At 53.7% G+C, this 16,335-nt stretch carries 14 protein-coding genes; 9 read left to right on the top strand and 5 right to left on the bottom strand.

Going from position 1 to position 16,335, the window contains the following annotated elements; all coding sequences use genetic code 11:
- Window positions 1-218: 218 nt before the first annotated feature.
- The 3 genes from PLIM_RS04615 (at window position 219) to PLIM_RS04605 (ending at window position 4,104) form a co-directional block, all read left to right on the top strand.
- Window positions 219-2,267, top strand: a complete 2,049-nt coding sequence (locus tag PLIM_RS04615; RefSeq protein WP_013109158.1) for a prolyl oligopeptidase family serine peptidase — start codon at window positions 219-221, stop codon at window positions 2,265-2,267.
- A 110-nt stretch (window positions 2,268-2,377) separates the two neighbouring features.
- Window positions 2,378-3,424 (top strand): fused DSP-PTPase phosphatase/NAD kinase-like protein, encoded by a 1,047-nt coding sequence (locus tag PLIM_RS22430; protein WP_196349529.1) that lies wholly within the window; start codon window positions 2,378-2,380, stop codon window positions 3,422-3,424.
- Between the two features lie 218 nt (window positions 3,425-3,642).
- On the top strand, window positions 3,643-4,104 hold the full coding sequence (locus PLIM_RS04605) for an SMI1/KNR4 family protein (RefSeq protein ID WP_013109156.1): 462 nt from the start codon (window positions 3,643-3,645) through the stop codon (window positions 4,102-4,104).
- Window positions 4,105-4,213: 109 nt separating this feature from the next.
- Here the strand turns inward: PLIM_RS04605 and PLIM_RS04600 are convergent, their stop codons facing one another.
- Window positions 4,214-4,969, bottom strand: a complete 756-nt coding sequence (locus PLIM_RS04600) for an SDR family NAD(P)-dependent oxidoreductase (RefSeq protein ID WP_013109155.1) — start codon at window positions 4,967-4,969, stop codon at window positions 4,214-4,216.
- 285 nt (window positions 4,970-5,254) lie between these two features.
- On the opposite strand from PLIM_RS04600, the gene PLIM_RS04595 reads away from it, so the two are divergent.
- Complete coding sequence (locus tag PLIM_RS04595) at window positions 5,255-5,740, top strand: FHA domain-containing protein (protein ID WP_013109153.1); 486 nt, start codon at window positions 5,255-5,257, stop codon at window positions 5,738-5,740.
- A 14-nt stretch (window positions 5,741-5,754) separates the two neighbouring features.
- Here PLIM_RS04595 and PLIM_RS22425 read toward each other — a convergent pair whose 3' ends face one another.
- Together PLIM_RS22425 and PLIM_RS04585 are read right to left on the bottom strand one after the other, a co-directional pair.
- Window positions 5,755-6,201, bottom strand: coding sequence for a hypothetical protein (locus PLIM_RS22425; protein ID WP_013109152.1), 447 nt, complete (start codon window positions 6,199-6,201; stop codon window positions 5,755-5,757).
- A gap of 216 nt (window positions 6,202-6,417) precedes the next feature.
- Window positions 6,418-7,578, bottom strand: coding sequence for a DUF1559 domain-containing protein (locus PLIM_RS04585; RefSeq protein WP_013109151.1), 1,161 nt, complete (start codon window positions 7,576-7,578; stop codon window positions 6,418-6,420).
- 478 nt (window positions 7,579-8,056) lie between these two features.
- Here PLIM_RS04585 and PLIM_RS23590 point away from each other — a divergent pair, with 478 nt between their 5' ends.
- From PLIM_RS23590 to PLIM_RS04570, 4 genes are all read left to right on the top strand, one after another.
- Complete coding sequence (locus PLIM_RS23590; RefSeq protein WP_013109150.1) at window positions 8,057-8,230, top strand: Flp family type IVb pilin; 174 nt, start codon at window positions 8,057-8,059, stop codon at window positions 8,228-8,230.
- A 330-nt stretch (window positions 8,231-8,560) separates the two neighbouring features.
- Entirely contained in the window at window positions 8,561-9,328 is a 768-nt protein-coding gene (gene folK, locus PLIM_RS22415) for a 2-amino-4-hydroxy-6-hydroxymethyldihydropteridine diphosphokinase (protein WP_013109149.1), read from the top strand.
- 83 nt (window positions 9,329-9,411) lie between these two features.
- Window positions 9,412-10,095, top strand: coding sequence for an HAD family hydrolase (locus PLIM_RS04575; protein ID WP_013109148.1), 684 nt, complete (start codon window positions 9,412-9,414; stop codon window positions 10,093-10,095).
- Between the two features lie 152 nt (window positions 10,096-10,247).
- Entirely contained in the window at window positions 10,248-11,036 is a 789-nt protein-coding gene (locus PLIM_RS04570) for a hypothetical protein (protein WP_148226973.1), read from the top strand.
- 66 nt (window positions 11,037-11,102) lie between these two features.
- Here PLIM_RS04570 and PLIM_RS22410 read toward each other — a convergent pair whose 3' ends face one another.
- Window positions 11,103-11,975, bottom strand: a complete 873-nt coding sequence (locus PLIM_RS22410; RefSeq protein WP_013109146.1) for an alpha/beta hydrolase — start codon at window positions 11,973-11,975, stop codon at window positions 11,103-11,105.
- An 829-nt stretch (window positions 11,976-12,804) separates the two neighbouring features.
- Here PLIM_RS22410 and PLIM_RS04560 point away from each other — a divergent pair.
- Window positions 12,805-14,724 (top strand): vWA domain-containing protein, encoded by a 1,920-nt coding sequence (locus tag PLIM_RS04560; protein WP_013109144.1) that lies wholly within the window; start codon window positions 12,805-12,807, stop codon window positions 14,722-14,724.
- 157 nt (window positions 14,725-14,881) lie between these two features.
- On the opposite strand, the gene PLIM_RS04555 is transcribed toward PLIM_RS04560, so the two are convergent.
- Window positions 14,882-15,967 (bottom strand): metallophosphoesterase, encoded by a 1,086-nt coding sequence (locus tag PLIM_RS04555; protein WP_013109143.1) that lies wholly within the window; start codon window positions 15,965-15,967, stop codon window positions 14,882-14,884.
- Between the last annotated feature and the right edge of the window lie 368 nt (window positions 15,968-16,335).

The raw sequence follows: 16,335 nt of genomic DNA, 5'->3' as shown, positions 1-16,335 counted from the left end.
AGAAATGGAAGTTTCAACCGGGGCACCCTTCGTCGTTCGGTTTGGGGCTTGATGTGGCCTGAAGATGGTGCATTCCGTCGGAACTTCATGGCACCCTACAAAGGGCCATGCGCGGCCACCCCACAACACACAGTCGATTGCCATCAACGCCCGTGAATCGTAACTTCTTGTGCATCAAACCTTCCTGATGCGTATTCAACTGACGAGACGATCCACCGATGAAAAAATTTCCGGCTGACTCTGTGCTGGTTCCATCTGCCCGGCTGTTGTGTGTGGCATTGGTCCTTTCAAGCCTCGCCTGGGCTGATGGGCCGGGCGATAATCAGGTGCAGAGTGTGCGACCAGTCCCACCCCCCGGGATTTCCATCGATCCTGCCATTCGTGCCGAACTGGAAGCGGGCCTCAAACAACTCGAAGAGAAGTTTAAGCTTCTCAAGGAGAAAGCCGGCAAGGATAGCTTCACAGCTCGGTACCTTCCCGATGTCGAGATCTTCCCGCGAGCAATCAGGCTGGCACTCGAAGAGGGAACCTTCTACGACGCCAAAGAATTCCAGCAGGCCAAAGATGTCCTCGCTGAAGGGATGACTCGGGCCGAAGAACTTGCCGCCGGTAAAGCCAGCTGGGCCACGCGTACGGGCCTTGTGGTCCGCGGATTTCGATCGCGTCTGGATGGGACAGTACAGCCTTACGGCGTGGTCGTTCCCGCCAGTTACAATGCCGACAATCTGCATCGCTGCGATCTGTGGTTTCGCGGGCGTGCTGAAAAGACGCCCGAGCTGCAGTTCATCTATCAGCGCAGCCGGCAGGCGGGAGAGTACACGCCGGCGCGAACAATCGTGGTCCATCCCTTTGCCCGCTTCTGCAATGCCAACAAACTGGCTGGCGAAGTCGATTCTCTGGAAGCGCTGGAGCATGCCCAGAGCCACTATGCCGTCGATCCGGATCGGATCTCGATTCGTGGTTTTTCGATGGGTGGCGCCGCGGTCTGGCATCTGGCAGTCCATTATCCTGATCGCTGGTTTGCTGCCAATCCCGGGGCAGGATTCTCGGAGACGCCATTGTTCCTCAATGTCTTCCAGCAGGAAAAGCTGGCTCCTTCCGAATTTGAGCAAACCCTCTGGAAGCTCTACGACGCGCCTTATTGGGCACTGAACCTGAAGAACCTGCCCACCATTGCCTACAGCGGCGAAATCGACAAACAGAAGCAGGCGGCGGATGTCATGGAAGCCGCCATGGCGAAACTGGGGGATCGACTGGTCCATATCATCGGCCCGCAAACCGCCCACAAGCTGCATCCTGATTCGAAAGTGGAGATCGAGAAGCGGATGGCTTCACTGGCAGTCGCAGGGCGAAATCGAGTCCCCGAGCGAGTCCATTTCACGACGTGTACGCTCAAATATGACCGTAGTTTCTGGGTGCGGGTGACGGGACTGGAAGAGCATTGGACGTTTGGAACGGTGGACGCCACGCTGATTTCTCCCGGCGGGATTCGCATTCGATCTGAGCGGGTCACCGACCTCGAATTGAACTTCGAGGCGGGAGCTTTCCCATTGATCAATCAGAGCATTGTCGTTGAGTTCGACGGAAAGAAGCCACAGAGTCTTTCCGTCCCCGGTCGGATGTCGGATGGCTCGTGGATGGCTCAATTCCACCAGGTGAACGGGTTGTGGAAAGCCGGCCCCCGCCCTGTGGAGGGCTTGAGAAAATCCCACAATCTGCAAGGCCCGATTGATGACGCTTTGATGGATTCGTTTGTGTTTGTGCTTCCTTCGGGAAAGAGTTCCAGCCCGGTGGTGGAGGCGTGGGTGCAGAGTGAAGCAGCCCGTGCCCAGAAAGAATGGCAGCGGCAGATGCGGGGTGAAGTTCGAGTGCTGAAGGCCGATCAGGTGACGCCAGAGGTCATGAAAAACTCGCACCTGATTCTGTGGGGCGATGAACAAAGCAATCCGCTCATTGGCCAGTTGGCCTCCCAGTTGCCAATCCGCAAAACAGGCACGAACTGGACTGTGGGGAATTCCAAGTTCTCCGATACCGACCATCTGCCCGTGTTGATTTACCCGAATCCATCAGCACCAGATCGGTACATTGTTTTGAACAGCGGGCTGACATATCGTGAATACGATTATCTGAATAATGCCCGTCAGGTGCCGAAGCTGCCCGATTGGGCGATCATCGATTGCCGCACACCTCCTGATGCCCGCTACCCGGGCAAGATTGTCAAAGCGGGCTTCTTCGATGAACAATGGCGGCTGAAGTCCGAGAAGTAACGTGAACCTCGACAGGTTCACATCGCCTAGCAAGCCTTTTGAATGCCGGAGTACCGCACATGCCCCATCCCCATCAGGGAAGCTGCTTTCGATACTGGGGATGGGTTCTGATGGCCACAGTGTGGCCCCTGGGACTTGAGCTGCAGGCTTCACTCTGGGTGGAAGATTGCGCCTGGTGGCCTGCTGTTGCCCAAGGACAGGAACCAGCACAGGCTCGCCAGCCCGCTGTCGAGTTTTCTGCGAAGAAAATCGAGTCGGCTCACCTGGAAAATCTGCATCGCATTGAGTTAAAGCCTGCTGAAGCATCAGCGACTGATCAGGCCGTCGACACGCAGGCCATTTGGTTTGGTGGCAGCCCAGAGACCGACGCTGCCATGGCGGAACTGGCTGCCTCGGGAGTAAAGACGATTATCTCAGTCGATGGAGCGCCGCCCCTGGTCGAGCTGGCGAAGAAACATGGCTTGAAATACGTGCATATCCCGGTCAAATACTCGGCACTCTCGCGCGACCAGATTGTTTCGCTCGCCTCAGTGTTGCAGCGAAATCATGAGCCGGTCTATGTCCATTGTCATCACGGCAAACATCGCGGGCCGGCAGCACTGGTCGCAGCACTCAAGTGCACCGTGACCGATCTGGAAACCGACACCTTACTCAAAACGTTCGGCACCGATCCGAAGTACCGCGGGCTCTACGAAGCTGCTCGCACAGCGCAACCGCTTCAGGCTCAAGAACTCGCCCGGGTGCCGGAAAAACTTCCGGAAGCGATCCAGGATCTTTCGCCCGCCAGGTTGATGTCCGAAATCGACTGCAGCTTCGATCAACTGCTGGTCTTGCGAAAAGTGGGCGAGCCGCTGGCGAACAAAGAGTTACCTGCACAGCTCAAAATCTGGCAGGAACAGGCAATTGATATTGAAGAAGCATTCCTCGAATACCAACGGCTGCTGGAGCCACAATTCCCCATGATGCCACCCGAGCAGCAGACGCAGTATCGACAATTCCTCAAAACCTCCCTGAGCCATGCTGTAGCGATTCGCAGTGAACTGGCTGCGGCCGTGGACAGCTCAGAAGACATCTCAGCACGACTGAAAACATGCCGCACAAGCCTCGAAGCCTTACAGCAATCGTGTGCAGGGTGTCATGCACAGTTTCGTAATTGAAAAGTATATCTCGGCAGGACAACATATTGACCGTATATGGGATACCTGCGGGCCGCAGGTAGCGGATGTGCGGTGCCATTTAGTGAGCGATCTTGGCTGTTCACGTGAAATACGACTGAACCAGAAATATTGTTAGTCAGGAGCTATGCCGTGTTTGACGTCATCACCTACGAGGATATCAGGATTCCAAACTGTGACACCTGGTGATTAGGAATTAAATGATGACAGATATCAAGTTATTGATTGAAAAGCTTAAAGACGCAGGAAGTGACATTTATTGGCTGGGAAATGCATCGAGAGGCTCGATCGAGAGACTACAGGAATTACTTCATACACGGCTGCCCCTGTCACTCCAGAAGTTCCTCGAAGAATATGGCGGTGGCGGCATTGTTGGCGAAGAGATTTCTGGCATTGAAGACGATAACCCTTCACTTGACTATCGGGGAACCATTTACGGCGACACGATGTTAAGCCGTACTGATTATGGGTTACCATTAAATCTGATCGTAGTTTACTTAGGCTCAGACGACGTTGTATTGTGTATTGATACTAACTTGTTTACAGGCGATGAATGCCCCGTTGTTAGTTTTGATGTTTTTAAAAAGACTACCAAGCATTTGGCTAACACATTTGATGAGTTTCTGATGGATTATCTCGAGTTGAGGATTACTCGTGTGTGAGCATTGAAGTCGTCGGAGAATGAGAGTGCCCGTCGCTGACGCTTCCGGCTCGTTTTGATGGCGCTCGTTTGGTGGGACGACGATGCAAACTTTCTAAGTAAGGGGGGCATCAACCGGCGCTTTGTTTGGGGCGGGGAGCGATGACGCCCAGGCCGCCGTCGATGCCGAAGATCTGGCCTGTCACCCAGGTCTGGGCAGGATCGAGCAGCCATTGCATCAGGCTGGCGACATCGTCGGGTTCACCAATCCGGCCTAATGCATGCATCTGGGCCGACATGGCTTCTGACGCTGAGCTTTGCCAGATCTTCTGCGTAAGTGCTGTTCGCACAAGTCCCGGGGCCACGACGTTCACGCGGATATTTTTACTGGCATAAGTCGCGGCTGCCGAAAGGGCCAGGCCTTGAATGCCTCCCTTAGCGGCGGCAATCGCCTCATGATTCGCCAGCCCGATCCGGGCAGCGGCCGAAGAGACCAGCACAATCGAACCACCGGCACCTCGCATGAGCTTCGCAGCGGCCCGCACAACCGCCAGACTGCCCCCGATGTGCAGCATGAGCGTATTCATCAGTTCCTGATCAGTCGTGAGATGGGCGGGCTTGAGAATGAGCGAACCGACGCAATTCGCAATGCCGGAGAGGGTGCCTGTCGTCGAGGCTGCATTCTGGCAGGCCGCTTCGATTTCACCCGACTGCAGGACATCGACCACCTGACCGGGAGCACCCAGCTCATTCATCAAGACCTGAAGCTTTTCAGGATCCCGGCCGGTCAGATAGAGCGGCGTTCCCGCGTTGTGCAGGCGACGCGCAAGAGCCGTACCAATTCCACCGGTTGCACCCAGAATAACGACGGGATCAGTTGCCGACATGAATCAAACCTTATGTCTATGGAAATCTACTGTGGGAATCTGGCGTATTTGCTGTTGTGATCATGGAATAACTCGCGGGTTGTTCTGTTAAGGTTGTAGGCGCATTGCCGGAGAATGGCATCTGGCAGATTTTCGATGTGGTCTTTGGTTCTCGAAATGCGATAATTGACGTCAGGACAACGGGATCCATGAATTGACCCTCGAAAAGCGCACGTTCGAGATCAAAAGCATGAACCGTTGTCGTCTTGATCGCGGGCCCGTCGCGAAACAGACATGGAAAGAACTATGCTCGGTCAGTTAGTCCCGGTCGGAGGTGGTGATCCGATTCCGTTATTGCAATCGCGGATTGTGGTGGGCCGCCGCCCGACGTGCGATATTGTCCTCGAATTCTCGAATGTTTCCTCGCAGCATTGCGAACTGCTCTACGAGCAGGGGCATTGGAAAATTCACGACCTGGGTTCGAGCAATGGGACCAAAGTCAACGGCGTTCGCCACGACGAGCGCTGGCTCAAGCCGGGCGACGAAGTCACGTTTGCAAAGCACAAGTTCGTGATCGATTTTGTGCCGGGCAGCTCAGATCCACCCCCTGCCAATGAAGAAGTAAATCCCTTCTCTCGCTCGCTGCTCGAAAAGGCCGGTTTAGCTGAACCAGAACGCAGACCACGACCGCCCCGAACCCAGCCGCCAGCCCGTCCCCCGGCACGTCCTCAGCCTGATCCAAACTCTAAAGAAGGCGAGGAAGACATCCTCCGCTGGCTGGCTGATGAGTAAGCTTGAGAGCATTGTTACTTCAGTTCAAAGGGAGGAAGTTGAGTACCTCCTGATGGAACCTCGATAATGAGGTCTGTGGTTTCTTTCGTCGCGTATTTTTTCGGCAGGTCATTGGGTTTTGTTCCCATACCACCTTTGGAAACGACAATCTCGTGATGCACGACAGTCACTTTATATTTTCCTGCCGGTGCGCCATCTTCGCGATCATAAGTCCCTACGACGAATTCGCCCGATTCTTTGGTTTTTGCCAGTGGCCGGACCGATTCGGGAAATCGTTCATCCAGAGGGAAGAAAGCAAGTTCAGCATCTTTCACTGGCTTGCCTTTATAGGTGACAGTCCCACTCACCGGGTGAGAGATTTTCCAGGGTTCACCAGATCCACAACCGAAGACTGCTAAGGTCAATGCGGCGAATACGAGTCCAGTGAGGTGTTGGTGGAGACGAGAGGATCGAAGCAACATCTTGTGTATCTCTTTCGAGCGAAACAGAGAGATCGAGGGAAGGCGCAACTCGCCAGGAAAGCTCCTTGGGGCGAAGAGCGAACTTGCAGAACGAGGGCAGGAACAGAAAGGGGTGCTGCAGGAAGCTGAGCACCCCTTTCCTCATACAACAGGCTGCGGGCCAATCTTTATCAGTTTGACCAGCCACTGGAGCAAATCCTTGGGCAGAATAATGGCTTAGAATTCACCAATCACTTCACCACCTGAGGGAGTGCACAGGTTGATGAAATTCCGGAAATCGACGTTCTCGCTGATGAATCGCACAGAGCCATCCCCCATCGTAAAGTGAGCACCACCCGTGTGGAACGAGAAGGGAGAACCGGTTCCGTGAGTGGCAATCGGCAGACCGAGAATTGTCGTAGCAATCCCGGAATTGGTGTAAGAGAGGCCGCGAATGTTATGCCCGTTCGTGGCATTGATGGCGACAGCACCACCCAGAGCACCCGTTGCCGATGTCGTTTCGCCAAAGATGATGATGTCGCTCGCTGGACGTGACCAGCCACCTGAATTGAGGCGATCTGTGCTTGTTGAGCTGCCGTCGGTATCTGTGAGTGCATTCCCACCAGCCAGCTTCCTCGGCCCTTTGGTGTAAACAAATGGACGACCAGCCGATTCGGCCACGGCGATGGTATTGCTGAGCCCATCGGTCACATCACGGAATTTTTTCCCCTGGCGGGTTGGCTGACCTGTCGTGGTATCAATGGTGGCATTCTTCGGGAAAAAGCCAGGAACATAGGTGTAAGGTGTCGTGGAGCCAGCGAAAACTTCGGCTGGATCGACAAATGTTGCCGGGGCTGTGGTTCCTAATGTTGTGGTAAAGACACCCGGTGCAATCCCGAAGATCGGCGAGTAATCCGTCGTCGCAGCGATGTTGGGGATAAAGACGCCGGCTGTGGATGGGGGTGCCAGATCAAGCACACCCGCATCAGGATTCGAAGGGCACTGGAAAGCCGTGATTTTCGTTTGCGAAAGCGGTGTGTTGTTCGCTGAGTTCCAGTTCGTGGATTTGTCGTAACGGTTGTAAATCGCGGCCTGATCAATGTACGGGAGCAGATCAGTCAGGACTGCCACACGTGATGCCGTATTCAGCGTGGGGCGAATGCTGGTGGGCAGAAAGCCATAGGTGCTTTCAAAGTTATGAAAAGCCAGGCCGATCTGCTTGAGATTATTACGGCACTGGGTCCGCCGGGCGGCTTCACGAGCCTGCTGAACAGCCGGTAGCAGCAGAGCAATCAGGATCGCAATAATGGCAATGACCACGAGCAGCTCAATGAGCGTAAAGCCTCGTGAGCGTGGGCGGCGTCGAAGTGCAGCAGGAACAAAGGATTTAAAGAGCATTGGAAAACCTTTCTCAGATGATCTGGCGAGCGACAGATTCAATAATGGCTGTAGCCATCGGGGAAGTTTGAGTTTGAGAGACGGATCAGCAGGCTGGCGCCCGCAATGGGTGATGATTCGCATGAACCGTTGTGGAAAATCGAGGGGCGGTGGGCAGGATCAACACCCCTCTTTACCGTCTCCCCTGTCAGTGTTCTTCAGGTGGGGAAACCGGCAGGCCAGTCTTCGTTGCTGAGTTATCTGTTCAGGATTGTTCATAGGATCAGGTCACACACGGCCCGCTAAATAACACCCACCAACAAGGTGTGTATTAAAATAACTCGGAGATATTCAGCTGTCAAGTCGATAGAATCCGTACTTTTGGAAGCGATTTCTGGACGAATTGCAGAAAAAGTTTCTCCAATCGGAAAAATCGAGCTAGGTTTCGACAGATGGCCATGTCCGAAATCTGAGATTCTCAGGCGAGGTTCCGACTTCCATGGAAAGCGTGATTCGATTTCTCCGGAGTGAAGATGGCCCCACCGCCGTCGAATATGCGGTCATGCTGGCCATGATTCTGCTCGTCGTGATCACCGGTGTCTCTGCGTTCGGTAATGCACAGGCGAACTACTGGGGCGGGATCCAGTCCGATCTGGAAGGCCACGGTTTTTAAGTCACACCGACCACTCCTCAACTCTTTTGCATTTCATCCATCTTCGCGTTTCATTCAACAAGGCTTCAGCGATCTGGCCACGGGGTGTTTCCCGCCAATTGCTGAAGCTTTCTCTTTGGAATCATCCCGGCTGCCAGCGAAGAGCCAGGTCTTCATCCACTCGATCACTCACCCAAATCCATTCGAAACCAGGACCAACGCTGGTGAGCAGAAATGGATTTGGTTAGTTTTATTCTTGGCCTATTTCACGGCTGAGAGTTTGCCTCATCCGTGAACTGATGCCTCAAAGACTGCAATTTTTTCACTGTTGATATGCGGGGTCCATGGCACATGCCAACCTGTTGTGTGGCTGCTGGTGGTAACATTGGAGATGTTGCCGCCACCTTTCGACAGGTCTGGCAGATACTCGAGCAGACTCCAGGTATTGATGGAGTGATCGCAAGCCGCCCTTACCAGACAATCCCCGTCGGCGAAAACGCAGGCGATGTCTTTCTGAATGGCGCTTACCGCTTCGAATCAACTCTCCCGGCAACCGTAATTCTCAATCATCTACGCACCATTGAGGAACAGTTTGGCCGATCACGATCACTCGCCTGGGGTCCCAGAACAATCGACCTCGATCTCGTGATCTACGGCGAAGATGTCATCCAGCTGCCGCAACTCTCGGTTCCGCATCCGGCGGCCTGGTATCGCCGCTTTGTCCTCGATCCCATGGCCGAAATCGCTGGCGAACTGGTGCATCCCGTCCATCGTGTCACTTTTCGAAGGTTGCAGGAGAGGCTCCTCGAACTGCCGCTCAAGGTCGCGCTGGGGCCGCTTGCAGAAGAAAGCGAAGACCGGCTTTCTGATCTGCGATGGCAACTTCAGCAGGAGTTCCCGCAGGTTCAACTGATGGAACTCAGCCAAGCCGCGACTGCAGATCTGATCCTGGCCGGCCGAGTCGATGTCCTCGAAACATTGGGTGCCAGACTGATTGGCACAACCAGCACTCGTCTGGTGGATACAGCCCAGCGACCTGTGCGAACTCTGGCAGAAGTTCGTCATGTCCTCCTGTCCGCCACAGACTCGCCTCAACCCTTAGAGCCAGTGTGCGAATGACGAGGCAATAAGTTGATGTCTTTCGCAGAAATGGTGATCTGTTTCGTTCCAGTTCAAGATTTTCAGCAAGTGAGAAACCCGAAATGCCGACTCGACGCGGGACTGTGCTGTTCGATATTGATGGGACACTCATCGATGCTGGTGGAGCCGGACAGGCTGCCATGGAAGATGTCTTCCGTGAAGAATTTCGCACGCTGAAAGAAGTGACAGGAATTCCCACAGCTGGGCGAACGGATCGTGCCATCACGCGTGATCTCTTTGCGTTTCATGGTGGTGAGTGTGATCCACTGAGCCTAATGAAACTGCGCGATCGATATCTGGCCCATCTGCCAAAATATCTCGAAACACATGCTGGGGGGCTCTTACCGGGAACGGTGGAAATTCTCAGCCAGCTTTCGCATTCGGGGGAATGGCGGTTGTCGTTGCTGACAGGCAACTTCGAAGAAGCTGCCTGGATCAAACTGCGTCATTATGGGATCGACCACCATTTTTCCGATGGCGGTTTCGGTGATGAACATGTCGATCGCGATGATGTCGCGCGATCCATCTGGAGTCGCCTCACAGGTGATGAACCTCAATTGGAACGTTTGCCGGTGATCGTCGTGGGAGACACTCCTGCCGATGTGAAATGTGGTCGCGCAATTGGTGCCCGAGTTGTGGCTGTAGCGACCGGCGTTTATGGGCGTCATTCGCTGGAAGCTGCAAAACCCGATTGGTTGATCGACAATCTGCACGACACCCGCTGGCTGCAGGAATTGCTGGCATGATTGCGAACTCCATCGCTCAACAACAACGCCATCATGAACCAGACTTCTCGATTTTTCTCATGCTTCCAGCGTGCGGGATCTGTTATTGATAGTTGTCTAAACCCGCTCCTCAGCCGATGTGGAAACCGGAGTTGGGATTCAGAGAACAGACCGTGAAGGTTGTCGCTATGCAGGATCGCCGCAAGTGGCTGAGTCAGATGCTGGTCGGGGCGTGCCAGATTTCTGCCGGAAGTTTTCTGGGGAGTGGTGCCACTTCGATCGCCCAGGCGCAATCGAAAAAAAGCACTGGTCCGAATGCCAAAGAGGCTCAAAAGACTCCGCCCTGGGAAGTTTTGTTCCTTCCACCCCGACAGCGAAAAGTGGGCGTGCAGGCCCTGCCTGAGAAAAGCCCGATCAAACTCGTGAAGACGCTCAATCTGTCCGGGCCGGCCAAAGGCCATCCGCACCTGCTGGGTGAGTTTGCCATCAATGGCGAGTTTGGAATTCTCAACAATCTGCTGTCGCGAGTGACAGGAGCCAATGCCGCCATCGAAATTGGTAGTGCCCATCAGTTCGAACTGGAAGGGATGATGCAGGCCGAAGGAACGGGTGGCTGGTTCTTCCTGTTAGGCTGGAAAGACGGCTCTGGCCACGCTCTCTTCCAGATCGGCACCAGAACCAGTGGTTCACCCTGGTTCCATTGTGTGTTCAAAGAAGGGGCCGCAGAAAAAGATTCACACGTCGAATTCGGGCGGATGGAATGGAAAGGCTCTCTGCCGGTGTCACTGGTCGTCAAAGATCAGGCGGCATCTCTCAAAGTCGGCACTCTCCAACTGGCCCAGAATCTATCGCTGAGGGATTACAGCGAAGGTGGCATTGTCATTGGAACGTATGACACCCAGTACGGGCCCAGAAACCTGCAGATTCAGTCACTCAGACTCAGAAAATTCGCAGAGGAATAATTCGGCTCTGGTGGAGAAAAAATATTCCTGAAGGCGTGGTGGAGTGAAGTCAGTTCATAGAATTCATCAACCCGTCGGTCGAATGTGCCGCAGGGAAGGCTGAGCGATCTGTTCGTTGCCAAAATCGAAAAAGCTCTTGAGAGAAGTTTCCCAGTCGGACTCCTGGAGAATTTCGTGCAGATGCTGGGGCAGATATTGAAGTTCGGCGGTTATGCCTGGGCTCAACTCATTGAGAAATTCCTGTGCCCCTGAGGGATGCACTGTGCGATCATCTGTCCCTTGCAGAATTTTCACAGGGACACGAATGGCCGATGCTTCCTGGTGAACCTGCTGAAGTGCCGACTTCATACTGAAAAACCAGCGAGCCGTGATACTCTTCAGGAGAAAAGGATCGCTTTGACGTTTAGCCAGAGCCAGCGGATCTTTCGTCATCTGTCCATGTCGGAATTTCGTGGGGAAACGCGTCGCCGGCGCCACGATGTTACAAATGGCCCCCATCGCCAGCGTGAGCGGTGAGATCTGTTGCTGAAGTTTGAGAAGTGGGGAAGAGAGTGCCAGAACTGCCAGGCCGCGCGGTTCGAGCTGAGCATATCGAGTAGCGACCAGCCCCCCCATGCTATGTCCCAGCACCATCAGGCGTTGCGGATCGATTTCGAGAGATTTTCTCAACAGCACCAGATCATCAATGTACTGGGAAAAGTGCTTGACGAAAGTTCGCACACCGCCCGAGCGACCATGGCCGCGAAGATCCGGGACGATCACCCGGACACCGCGCTGCAGCAGCCAGCGAGAAACATGGTCATAACGGCCACCGTGCTCGGCCACTCCATGGACAATCAAAGTCGTCCAGCCAGCACTTCGATCAGGGCGATAATCCCGGTATCGGAGGTCGACACCGTCATTTCCACGTTTTTCTGCCAGCCAGCAGGCCCCATTCACGGTGAATTCTCCCAGATGGCGGGTGCGTCCTGAGTGCCAATACCCCAGTCGATTGTCATTTGTCCATCGGCTGAAGTTTGCTCACCGATTACAGGAATCTCCGGGATTCAGGGATTTCACCTTAACCCTTGATTTAATTGCATGTTACGATAAATCGATCTTGATAAAGGCACTCTCAATGACCATCGGTCAGCGGGCTACTCTGAATACACTTTCCTTGATTTTGTACGATTCTCCGGGCCAGTCGCAAGAAATCGAGATCGTTCCAGAGAGAAATCGTCGAACCTTAGCCAAGTTCAGAGAGGTAATCTATTAACAGTATGGGATTAAAGTGCGGTTCCGCTGCTTTGGAAGGTTCGCCTGAAGATCAGGTCATAAGTCAACGGGAGTGCTCGAAGGACCCAGGTACCCTACGCTTAACATAGACGCGAATTTTGAATGCAATATCAACATTTGTTTCGGTGTTTGCAGGAGTTGCACTGAAATTGGGTGTGCAGATTGACCGAAAATGCCAATTGCACTTCTCGAAACTGAGCGGTAGCGTATGCTGAATAAATAGTCACATCTGGTAAGACCGGTTGATTTTTTAAAGATATCATTGAGTGGCATGCTCAAGCGAATTCGGCAAGAAATTGAAGCGTAAGCTGCGACTCTCTGAAACAGAAGTTGCTGCTGAAACAGAAGTTGCCAAGAGTGCGTTAAGTTGGGTTGGGTCGATTGGGATTGGTCTTCAAGGATCTGCTGCAGATCAATGACAGTGAATTCAGTAGGGCATTACTTCTGAAATATTGGCATTGCCGATCTGCAGTGAGCCTCTTCAGGTGCAAACATGGCCAGCATAACACAACCGCAGGATGATGTTGTTTACGAGATGGACTTTGGTCCTTCCTGGTGGGATCGCATCAAGGAATCTGGTGCGTGGACCGTCAGCCTGGCACTCCATGTGGTCGTGCTCTTCTGCTTTTCGCTCATTACGTTCTCGGAAACCATCCGTGAGCAGTTGATGATTACGAGCGAAATTCAGGACATTCCGCAGGAAGCTGAATTCAAATTCGACGTCGCCGTCTCCGATGTGATGGGCAATGACAGCAACTTCAACATGCTGGGTGCCTCGCAGCAAGCCTCTGTGGCGATGGGCCAGAAGTCGGAAGAAGAATTCAAAGAGCAGTTGGAAGATCCATTCAAACCCGAACTTCCTGCGACCGAAGCCATTGTCGAACCTCCTCGGACAGAATTGACTCAAGCCATCAATGCCCAGGGTGCGACGGAGCATCCCGGTGGTGTGGAAGGTGCCGTCGATCGCATGGCTTTCGAAATCGCCGCCTCCTTGCGTGAGAAGAAAACACTGGTCGTCTGGCTGTTTGATGTTTCTCCCTCGCTGCACAAGCGGCGTAACGTCATTGCAGATCGCGTGGAAAACATTTACGCACAACTCAACGCCATGAATGTTTCCGCAGACAAAGCTCTTAAGTCAGCCGTCGTGACTTTCGGCGAACGAACAAACATTCTGACCGAAGAACCGGTCGATGACGTGGCACAACTTGTCAAAACCGTGCGTGGTGTGAAAAGCGAATCCGGAGGTCATGAGAACACTTTTGGAGCAGTGATAACCGCCGCCAATAAGTTCCTCTCTTACCGCACAAAAATGGGTCGCAACGTCATGCTGATTGTCGTGACCGACGAAGCCGGTTCCGACGCTCGCGAAAAGCTCGAGCAGGCCATTTCATCCACCAAACGTGCCGGCATTCGCTGCTATGTCGTGGGTGATGCGGCTCCCTTTGGCAAACGTCAGGTCGAAGAGCCTTTTGAACTGGAAAATGGCGAGCAGGTCATCGGTGTCATGGATCGCGGCCCCGAATCGTTCTACCAGGAGTTTGTCCATTTAGGATTCTGGGGGATTAACGATTACGGCCTCGAAAATCTTTCCTCAGGCTTCGGGCCTTATGCACTGACTCGCCTTTGTGCCGAAACCGGTGGCCTCTACTTTGTAGCAGATAGTGGCAAAGGGCCATCCCTCGATCCACAGACGATGCGCAACTATCAGCCTGATTACCGCACGATCACGTTGCTGGATCAGGATATCCGCAAGAACATGGCTAAGCAGGCCCTCGTCACATTGGCTGAGCAGAACAAAGACATCCAGATTCCATTGCCCAGCCTCGGCTTCCCCGCTGCAAACGACGGTGAACTGCGCACCTCGATCGATCGCGCTCAGCGTCCTCTGGCTGATTTCGATTACAAGATTTCGCAGCTTCTCACACAATTGGAAGTCGGCGAAAAGGACCGTGCAAAAATCACCGAACCTCGCTGGAAAGCCAGCTATGATCTGGCCATGGGCCGCTTGCTCGCGTTGAAGGTGCGTGCCTTTGGCTACAACACCATGCTGGCGGAAATGAAGGCTTCGCCACGCAAATTCGAGAAAGCCGGAAACAACCGCTGGGAATTGATTCCTGCCAAAGAAATTACTTCCGGGGCCAGTGTCAAAAAATTGGCGAACCGGGCCAATGAGTACCTCAAGCGCGTGGTGGATGAGCACGCTGGCACCCCCTGGGGTTTGATGGCTGAACGTGAACTGAGTCGTCCTTTGGGTTGGGAATGGAAAGAGGGCTATTACAACGCGGCAGCTATGCGAGGTGGAAACGGGAACGACGAAAAGCTCCGTCCACGATTTATCGAAGAAGAAGATCCCAAGACCGGCAAGAAGGTCAAGAAGATGGTTCCCGCCGGCCCTGTCCGACGAGAGATTTAATCATTCCATCTAGTATCGATACTGATGTGCCATGCTTGCAGCTTTGGGCAAGCATGGCTTTGCAACCACCACCGCGCTGTGATTGCCTGTGAGGTGTACCAGGTGCTGATTTGTACTTCATTGGTTGAATCCAACCACTAAAATCAACCCAGAAAAATCAACCCAACAGGCGTTTCCACCAAGACATTTTCTGAACTGTACCCGTGGGTTGTTCTCTGCGATTTGAGTGAGACGACCCTCGCTTCTTTTCAGAAGCTGTTCTTCCCTGCTCAGCATGTCCTGAGGGCGTTTTGTCCTCGGCTGATCGATCGCGTGGAACTCCATGTGAAGTCGATACCCGCTCGGACATTCGATTCGATTCCGTTGATACCCCTCGCTGCGGAGTGACTGCTGGCTGGCGTACTGTGGCAGAGGACTGAACGTGAGCAGCATTTGCTGTTGCTGCTGATGATTCGTGATGCCGGGTGGGAATGGATTGATCGCCCTGAGTTACAGCGCGATCAACCCCGCCACGACTCTGGAGAATCCGGCACTCCGGAAGAATCACACAGCTCAGTTCGCCGCGTAGTCCACCCGTGGTGTCTGTCAGAATTCTCTTGGGCCGGATAACGACTTCTGCTGTGGGAACGTGCCCGGAAATAATCCGTCGCCAGTTATCGGGTGGGCCATCCTGGGCCGCAAAAGCTTTATCGCACAGCCAGGGTGGACGAACGAGCGTCCAGTCTTTGGCATGCAGAATTCTGAGCTGCATTTCGGTCGGCTGATTGGCATCCAGACCAGCATGCACAAAGATGTTCTCTGGATGTTCGACCACCCATGGCATCGTTGTCAGAAATTCTCTGTGTTCTGGAGGAATGGCACGGGCCAGACCTTCCAGATCACCGGGCTCAACCCCGTAAGAACGAAACGTCGGCTCGGAGTCGTAGAATTGAACCCACCTTGGGTTCCATTCGGCAAACTCTGGCGTGGGCACCCAGCCCAGGGCACCCAGCATGGCCAGTTCGTGATTACCAAAGACGACCGTAGTGCGACGATGTGCTTCCCGGAGTTCGACAATCCGTTGAATCACCCCCGCAGGATCGGGCCCACGATCGACAAGATCACCAATCAGAACGATCCATAACTCATCATAGTTGGGTAGCTGTTGAAGTTGCGAAAGGATGAAATTCAACAGGTCGAGTTGACCGTGAACATCGCCAATCACAGCCACAGGCCCCTGAATACGGGTTGGCCAGGGTTGCATGAATCATCCTTTGGTGGAGTCCTGACTTATGAGAAATCGCAACAACACGGCAATCTCGATGACGTCATCTTCTGCGCATCGTACCAGATCTGGCGACATGAGATAATCTCAGGTCTTCCTGATGACATTTACACATCACTTGCGGTCATCATCCAGCAAGCGACGACTGGCCAACTGGCACCCAACACATCATTCACACTTCGTGGTGCATCGCCATGACGACAAGAAGGCGCGACAATACGAGTGTCTTGCAATATTATTTTTCACGGCCTTGGGTGGCACGCCCCTGGAGGCTCTGCGGAAGGGCGTGGTCTCTACTTCCTTGATTGTCATATTTGATGTCCGCGCAGGGTGGCAGGGGTCGGATG

The organism is Planctopirus limnophila DSM 3776 (assembly GCF_000092105.1).
GTDB lineage: Bacteria > Planctomycetota > Planctomycetia > Planctomycetales > Planctomycetaceae > Planctopirus > Planctopirus limnophila.
The sequence above is the reverse complement of the archived record's forward strand: the minus strand, read 5'-3'. Positions and strand labels throughout refer to the sequence as shown.